General features: G+C 43.6%; 7 protein-coding genes (1 of these 7 cut by a window edge). 2 read left to right on the forward strand and 5 right to left on the reverse strand.

What is annotated here, in order from left to right; translation table 11 throughout:
* Positions 1-2,078, reverse strand: partial view of a Calx-beta domain-containing protein gene (locus P5674_RS15060; RefSeq protein WP_315670075.1) — the 5' end (the start) only. It extends 2,425 nt beyond the left edge of the window; the window shows 2,078 of its 4,503 coding nt (coding positions 1-2,078); its start codon is at positions 2,076-2,078; the stop codon falls past the left edge of the window.
* A gap of 276 nt (positions 2,079-2,354) precedes the next feature.
* On the opposite strand from P5674_RS15060, the gene ccmS reads away from it, so the two are divergent.
* On the forward strand, positions 2,355-2,789 hold the full coding sequence (ccmS, locus tag P5674_RS15065; RefSeq protein WP_006616845.1) for a beta-carboxysome assembly chaperone CcmS: 435 nt from the start codon (positions 2,355-2,357) through the stop codon (positions 2,787-2,789).
* A 56-nt stretch (positions 2,790-2,845) separates the two neighbouring features.
* Here the strand turns inward: ccmS and P5674_RS15070 are convergent, their stop codons facing one another.
* A complete protein-coding gene (locus P5674_RS15070; protein ID WP_006616844.1) occupies positions 2,846-3,568 on the reverse strand; it encodes a response regulator in 723 nt (240 codons plus the stop codon).
* 454 nt (positions 3,569-4,022) lie between these two features.
* On the opposite strand from P5674_RS15070, the gene P5674_RS15075 reads away from it, so the two are divergent.
* A complete protein-coding gene (locus P5674_RS15075) occupies positions 4,023-4,211 on the forward strand; it encodes a hypothetical protein (RefSeq protein WP_006616843.1) in 189 nt (62 codons plus the stop codon).
* A 202-nt stretch (positions 4,212-4,413) separates the two neighbouring features.
* On the opposite strand, the gene P5674_RS15080 is transcribed toward P5674_RS15075, so the two are convergent.
* From P5674_RS15080 to prfA, 3 genes are all read right to left on the reverse strand, one after another.
* Positions 4,414-6,114, reverse strand: coding sequence for an ABC-F family ATP-binding cassette domain-containing protein (locus P5674_RS15080; RefSeq protein ID WP_006616842.1), 1,701 nt, complete (start codon positions 6,112-6,114; stop codon positions 4,414-4,416).
* A gap of 226 nt (positions 6,115-6,340) precedes the next feature.
* On the reverse strand, positions 6,341-6,766 hold the full coding sequence (locus tag P5674_RS15085; protein ID WP_006616841.1) for a response regulator: 426 nt from the start codon (positions 6,764-6,766) through the stop codon (positions 6,341-6,343).
* Positions 6,767-6,989: 223 nt separating this feature from the next.
* Positions 6,990-8,105: a peptide chain release factor 1 gene (gene prfA / locus P5674_RS15090; protein WP_006616840.1), complete on the reverse strand. Its 1,116-nt coding sequence runs from the start codon at positions 8,103-8,105 to the stop codon at positions 6,990-6,992.
* Positions 8,106-8,284: the final 179 nt, after the last annotated feature.

Below are 8,284 nucleotides of genomic sequence, written 5' to 3' on the forward strand. Positions count from 1 at the left end.
GGTTCAGGAGTCGGTTCAGGAGTCGGTTCGGGTTCTGGCTCCGGTTCCGGCTCCGGTTCGGGAGTCGGTTCCGGTTCCGGTTCGGGAGTCGGTTCAGGTTCAGGTTCCGGCTCCGGTTCGGGAGTCGGTTCCGGTTCAGGTTCGGGAGTCGATTCCGGTTCAGGTTCGGGTTCAGGTTCGGGTTCCGGCTCCGGTTCGGGAGTCGGTTCAGGAGTCGGTTCGGGTTCCGGCTCCGGTTCGGGTTCCGGCTCCGGTTCAGGTTCCGGCTCCGGTTCAGGTTCCGGCTCCGGTTCAGGAGTCGGTTCCGGTTCAGGAGTCGGTTCCGGTTCAGGAGTCGGTTCCGGTTCCGGTTCAGGTTCCGGTTCAGGAATCGGTTCCGGTTCGGGTCTAGAAATATCAGGATCTAAGATAGTAAATGTAACTGTAGATTGACTTCCTAAAGTTGCGTCATCAGCGGGATTATTTAAACTTAAAGTGAAGGTTTTATCCCCTTCTCTTTCGTTATTATTAATAATCTCAACGCTAATGGTTTGGCTGGTTTCTCCCGGCGCAAAAGTTAGGGTTCCTGATACGGGTATGTAATCAATGTTAGCAATAGCAGTACCATCAGCGGTAGCAAAATCTATGGTAATTTCACCATGACTTCCTTCTGTACGTTCTACCGTAATGCTGGCGGTTCCAATATCTTCTACTTCGATATCTGTGAACTCTAAATTGAACACACCCGGATTAGGAATATCATTATCAATAATATTAAATGTTAGTGTATCACGATCGCCTAAAGTTAAATCACCAGTAGGATTACTGAGAACTATCTGAAATTGCTCCGTATCTTCTACTTCATTGTCATCGATAACTTCAAGGGTAATATGTCTGCTATCCTGACCGGAAGCAAAAATCAGCGTGCCGCTAGTAGCGATGTAATCTTCTCCGGCGATCGCTGTATTATCTACCGTCGCATAATCTACAGTTCCTGGCTCATCAATATTTCCCGTTCTTTCTACTGTAATTATAACAGTTCCTGCACTTTCAATAACTTCGATTTCATCCATACTAAACCCTACAATTCCCAGGTCACTATCTATCTCTGGAGTCGGTGTGGGTACGGGTGTGGGTACGGGTGTGGGTACGGGTGTCGGTGCGGGTGTCGGTTCCGGTGTCGGTGCGGGTGTCGGTTCCGGTGTCGGTTCCGGTGTCGGAGTTGGTAAAACTGTAGATTCTGGTGTGGGTTCTGGTGTCGGTGTGGCTTCATCTGAAGGGAAGATAGTAGCCTTAAAACTATCGCTATTTACATTTTTCAGAATCGCCAAAAATTCGTTAGTAGCGCGGTCTTGAATAATTGTATCTGTAGCATATACACCGGAACCCTGATAAATATTTAAAGATTCAAAAGTGAGATCATGTAATAAACCAATCGAGTCTTTATTAATATCAAAATCCATAATAAAATTGGTTCTAGCAGGGGTAAATCCTCCTGTATTTAAACCAATATAAAACCAGTTATTTCCTTCTCCACCTGTGAGAGTATCAGAACCTTCATCGCCAATTAGTGTATCATTTCCGCGATCGCCAAATAATAAGTCATCCCCTTTACCGCCATAAAGGAGATCATTACCCTGACCGCCATATAGAGTATCATTACCTTGATTTCCAAATAATGTATCATGGTCGCGATCGCCAAATAACAGGTCATCACCACGATCACCAAATAGCACATCATTGCCTTTTCCACCTCTAAGCGTATCATCCCCCTGACCGCCATAGAGGGTATCATTACCCTGATTTCCATGTAAGAAATCATTACCTTCATTTCCGCCAATAATATCATCGCCATCTAAACCATAGACCGTATCATCTCCCCCTAAAGCAAAGATGATATCATCGAATTCTGTACCGAGGATAAAATCGGAGTTCTCAGTGGGTTCTGATGAAACTTGACCCAAAGTTAAGACAGTTATGGAATTGTGCGCCTGAATACCAGTGGCTGTGGAAATCGGATCAGGGGAAATTCCCGTAGTATCTGACTGAGGATCCGGATTAAAACTAAAATTTTCAAACTCAAAGGCAGTAAAACTCATGGGTGCAAAAAGGGTAAGTTTCAACGGCTAAACAGAATAGCGATCGCGCTTAATTCTGTTTTCAACTTGCACCCCTAATATCCGGACAATTAGTTAGCGTAATTTTCCGGTTGAGTTATCGAACCAGGAATTATTGACGGTTTTTTAGATTAAATATTTCTTACCAACAGCGCAACTGTCAGTGTAGTTATGACCATCAATTCCTTAAAACTTAGGATACCCTCCTAGGACGAATAAATATACAATAGATTGAGAAATTAACGGAATTCTGGTCTAATGAATATTACCCCCACCCCTGTAGACGAAAATGGCTGGCAAAAACAACTAGATCGCTTTGTCGAAAATCACCATCCACAACTCGCCGCCTTAGCTTGGGGGGTTCACCTGGAAGGAGAAAGCGAACCGGGAACTTTAGGTATTGACCTAAAGCCCACTCCTCACTTTGTTTTTTGTCCCAAATCAGCCATTGAACTCCTCAACAAAAATGCGGATAATAAATTACAGGAAATCCTCGGAATTATCGACGGATATAAACCCGAGATAGAAGTTTTGATGATTTGCATTAGTCCAGATCGGATTAAATTAATTTATTTTCAGCCGGAGTTGCCACCGCCGGATTATTATGCTAAAATAGACAAAGACAAAAAGTTTCTCATGAGCGAACTTGAACAAGCTATGAGGGAACTAATAAAACTCCCAGAAAATCTATAAAGTTGTTGGGGGCTAAGTTTCGGTTTTTTAATTAAATCCTGGTAAATTTTACGCCCCTACAATTTCCAATCAGGACACATCTGAGATTCTGGACCCCCAGGATGCACAGCACAATTGATGCCATCCTGACCATAAAAATAGCGACATATTTGGCAGGAATGATTTGCCTGTAATTCTTTTTTAAAAATTTGATATCTATGATTAATTATCCGATAATATTGACGGGCTTGAGGATAATTAGGATTGCAGATAAGCGTGTGTTCAAGAGCTTGAATTGCTGACTTATAAAGTTTCATTATTTGCAGTGCATACTTATCGGGTTGACTTTTAGAGATAAAACAGACATCAATAATTTTGACAATTAAGAAAAAATAGTTAAACCAGGCTTGAGCAGAATTAACTGTGGGTTGAGATTTAGCAGCCACTGTCACCCATTTAATGGTCTGCAAAAGTTCTTTAGTTCGCCAGGGTTTACTGACATAGGCTTCGGCGTGTTTAATGCCTTCATATACAGCCAGATTCTGTTCTTGTCCCGTTAAAAATATAACTGGGATATTTTGAGTGTCAGGGTTGGATTTAATCAGACGACAGGTTTTGTAGCCGTCCAATTTAGGCATCACCACGTCCAACAAAATTACATCTGGACAGACCTGCTGTAACTTATCTAAAGCCTCCAAGCCATCAGAGGCGGGGATGACTTCCAAACCACTCCAGGTTAATTGGTAGGACAGACATTCTCTTTGGGTGAGGGAGTCTTCAACCAGTAAGACAGTATTCATGACACGAGGGGTCTAGTTTAATAAAAATGGTGCGCTACCTAACTCTACTCTGAATTCCCTATTTAAGAGGTGATCCATTAGTGGCCCTGTAACGCACCCAACTTCTCCGAATACTTATAGTTTACCCAGTTTAGTTCCTTTTACGATCGCTCTGTTACCAATTCCGGCCCAGTTGTATCTGATAAATACCAAGTCCACCACCCAAGGGTAATATTAAATTCTGTCGCTTTTCACACTTTTTTCACAGTTTTCTGAAATAGTAAATTGGTGATGAGGCGAAAACGCTATTATACCATGAACGCTGTGGTTTTAGCTAATTATATGATTAATTTATTGGCTGATTTAGATACCCCAATTGAGTATTACTAATACTTTCCCCAAAATCCCCCAAAACCATAGGGATCAATTATAATAGATATTAATGGCTCATTAAACTATCAAGTGAGGCAACGACATGAAAACACTGAAACTGGAAATTCAGAAAGTTTCACCCTGTTTATTTCAATTATTGCGGGACTATTCGCCTAAGCCACTGGTGGATGGAATTTTGTTTACAATTGATGGCGATAGTTACGACACACTGATGGTTGCTGATAAAATTAGCAGTCTAGTTGCACCCCCTTGGAGTCTAAAGGAAGTGTAAGATCAGATGCGATCGCTACCAGGTTAAACATCACTACGACAAACCAACTTTAACATAACTTAACCTCAGTTGTAATCAAGGGAGGAACCCTAATAGAGCGATCGCATAATTTAGCCCCTACTCACCACTCAATTAATAAACACCCGAAAGCCCAGTTGTATATCCCCCTAAATGTGTCTAGGGGGAATTGTTGACTCAGTAACTATCTACCTTTAGCCCCTGCCTTTTTCTTAGCCGCCTTAGCCGCCTTTTTCGCGGCTTTTTCGGCTGCTAATTTAGCTTCTCGTTCCTGTTCTTTTTCCTCAGCCAACTTATCTAAATAATAGTGATAATCTCCCAGATAAACCCGAAACTCACCATCACGAATTTCCACAATTTTGTTAGCCACCTGAGAAATAAAGTAACGGTCATGGGAGACCAGCAAAACCGTTCCCTCATACTCCTGTAAAGCTGATTCCATCATTTCCTTAGCCGGAATATCCAAGTGATTAGTTGGTTCATCCAAAATCAACAAATTCACCGGTTGCAGCAACATTTTAGCCAAAGCCAGCCGCGCCTTTTCACCACCACTCAAAGAACCAACTTTTTTAAATACAGTTTCACCACTAAACAAAAACCGACCGAGGAGGGTGCGGACTTCCTCATTTTTCCAGTCCGGAACCTCATCATGGATAGTTTCCATAACTGTTTTACTCAAGTCTAAGGCTTCCGCTTGATTTTGTTCAAAGTAACCCGGAATCACATTATGTTTTCCTAGGGATACAGTTCCTTCGCTGGGGGTTTCCAACCCCATAATCATGCGAAGTAAGGTAGATTTACCGCAACCATTAGGACCCAGAAAAGCTATGCGATCGCCTCTCTCAATCAGCAATTCCGCCCCCAAAAAGAGAATTTTATCATCATAGGTATGCACCAAATCTTTAATATTCACCACATCCCGACCACTACGAGGAGCCGGTGGGAAGTGGAATTTCAGCGTTTTTAAAGAAGCTGTAGGAGCCTCAATTTTTTCGATTTTATCTAACTGTTTTTCGCGACTTTTAGCTTGGGTGCTACGGGTCGCACTCGCCCTAAATCTTTCTACAAATTCCTGTTGTTTTTCGAGTTCCTTTTGCTGGCGTTCATAGGCACTTAATTGAGCTGCCTCAGCCTCAGCCTTTTGTAGCAAATAAGCGGAATAATTCCCTAAATAAGTCCGAGAAACTCCCCGTTCAGTTTCCACAATTTGAGTACAGAGACGGTCTAAAAACTCCCGGTCATGGGAAACAATTACCATCGGGGTAGTTAAACCCTTGAGGTAAATTTCTAGCCATTCGATAGTTTCTAGGTCGAGGTGGTTTGTCGGTTCGTCCAGTAGCAGTAAATCTGGTTCTTGCAGAAGAATTTTACCTAAACTCATACGCATTTGCCAGCCACCACTAAAGGCGCTAACTAAGCGATCGCCATCTTCCGAGTCAAACCCCATTTCCGGTAAAATCTTCTCAATTTTAGCTTCTAAGCCGTAGCCATCAAGGGATTCAAATTTACGTTGGAGTTTATCCAACTTATGAATTAACTCATCGAGGCGATCCGGATCAGCCGTTTCCATCTCTCGCTGAACTTCTCCATAAGCTGCATGGGTGTCGTTAGCCTCACCAAAAACCGTCCAAAACTCTTCTCGGACGGTGCGCGCCGGATCAACTTCAAATTCCTGGGTTAAATAGGCGATATGTAGACTTGATGGCTTAATAACTTCCCCCGATGTGGGTTCAATTTCTCCGGCTATAATTTTCAGTTGGGTAGACTTTCCCGCCCCATTTACCCCCACTAAACCAATGCGATCGCCTGGTTTAACTTCCCAGTTAATATCTTTAAGAATAGTACCTGTGGGATAGATTTTGCTAATATGTTCTAGTCGCAGCATCAACAGTCTCCTAGGACGAAAATATGTTAAACAGTGGGGCCAGGAAATCTTGACAGGGGAAACTAACTGACAACCGTGTACGGGCGGCGGTTTCTCCATTAGATCCGTTTCCTAGGAAGATTATGCAATATCTTCCTACACTGCCATCAAAGCCAAAAATCACATACCCGCATTCGATCTTAACAAAAATCAACCATTTCTGGAGTTATGGCTAAAGGTTATCAAATTAGGGGTTGGTTGTTGACGAATTTTCTGCACCTTGTCGCTGCTGGTAAACTGCTTTAGCATCTTTAATGGTAGCCTCGAACACTGTCGGGTCCCAGGGCTTAGTAATGCACTGAAACAATTGCGCCGCCTCTAAATTTTCGCCGGACGCTTCTAGAGTTTCTGGGGAGTATCCACTCAGCAAAATCCTAATTGTGTCTGGAAAAAGGGCCACAGTTTTACTGAGAAACTCAAGTCCGGTCATTTCTGGCATACTCTGATCCGAAATTATGATCGCCATTTCCCCTTCAGTTTCCAGTAATTGTAAAGCCTCCGTTGGGCTATCTACTCGAAATACCTGAAATTCACGGCGAAATATCCGATACAGCAAATCGAGGTTATCGGGTTCGTCATCAACTACCATCAGTTTGAGTTTGTTTTTACCCATTTCTCAACATCAGACTGCACTTGCACTGTTTGCTATCTCGGGAGTAATGGTGCTGTTTTTCCACTCAGCTCTGTTTCCCGTAACACGATCGCAGAACCCCCCCCGACTAGAAACCGGGTTCCTTGGTTAAATCTTTGATGAGGAACGAAAAATTCTCACATCAACCCGGTTTATTTTCCCCAATCATAGTTGATCTTTGGTTACAAAAGAGCGATCGCTATTATTATACAGATGCAGGAGTAGTTGATTCTGCTAATTGTGCCAATCGTTCCTGTTGGTCCTGAATCACGCACGCTTGGATCAAATCTCCTATTCCCCCTTCCAATACTGGGGCTAGGGAAAAATTATGACCTAGACGATGGTCTGTCACCCGATTATCCTTATAGTTATAGGTGCGGATTTTTTCCGACCTCGAACCTGTCCCCACCTGCGATCGCCGCATAGAAGTCACAGCATCCTGTTGTTCCCGCAGTTTAGCCTCGTATAACTTAGCCCGCAAAATCTGCATAGCCCGTTCCCGGTTTTTTAGCTGACTGCGTTCTTCCGTACAGAATACCCGAATACCCGTCGGTTTGTGGAACAAATCAACTGCCGTTTCCACCTTGTTTACGTTCTGACCCCCTGCACCTCCCGATCTAGCCGTGGTCATCTCAATATCTTTAGCGTCAATTTGCACTTCCACATCATCAACTTCTGGCATTATTGCCACCGTTGCCGTCGAAGTATGAACCCGCCCCCCTGCTTCCGTTACTGGCACTCGCTGGACTCGATGAACTCCCGCTTCAAATTTAAGCTGACTATAAACGCGATCGCCTTGAATTTCCAGAATCGCCTCTTTAAATCCCCCCATATCAGCCAGGGACTCACTCAGTAGCCTTACCCGCCAACCCTTAGTTTCAGCATAGCGGGAATACATCCGCACCAAATCCCCCGCCCAAATACTTGCCTCATCCCCGCCAGTACCTGCCCTAATCTCTAACATGATATTTTTATCATCATTAGGATCTTGGGGCAGCAGGAGAATTTTCAGCCGTGTTTCCAACTCTTGCAACTTTGTAGTTAGTTCTTCCACCTCCAAAGCTGCCATTTCTTTCATTTCCTTGAGTTCAGGATCATTCCCTGTCTCTCGGAGGATTTGTTTAGCCCCCGCCAACTCCGTCTGAGTTGTTTTCCACTCCTGGTAGGCATTAACCACATCTTCTAGGGAAGATCTAGTTTTAGCTACCCGTTGAAATTCGTCAGGATCTGTCGCAATCTCAGGATCCGCTAATCTCAGAGTTAGCTCTTGAAAGGTTTGCTCAACAGATTTAAGTTTATCTAGTAAATAAGTTTCTGCCATCGTTCGGTTGCCTCTTGTCAGTAGTCGGTTGTCGAAGCATAATTTCGCCAAAAAAATTGTCTCTGCTTCCGTGTTTAACCCAGCGTATAAGGATATAGTGAACTACCCCACCCTGCCGCCCTAGAGGATGGGGCTTCCTGATTCAACGGGAACTGCATCTAACAAAACTGATGTTTTGA

The organism is Limnospira sp. PMC 289.06 (genome assembly GCF_032350395.1).
GTDB lineage: Bacteria > Cyanobacteriota > Cyanobacteriia > Cyanobacteriales > Microcoleaceae > Limnospira > Limnospira platensis.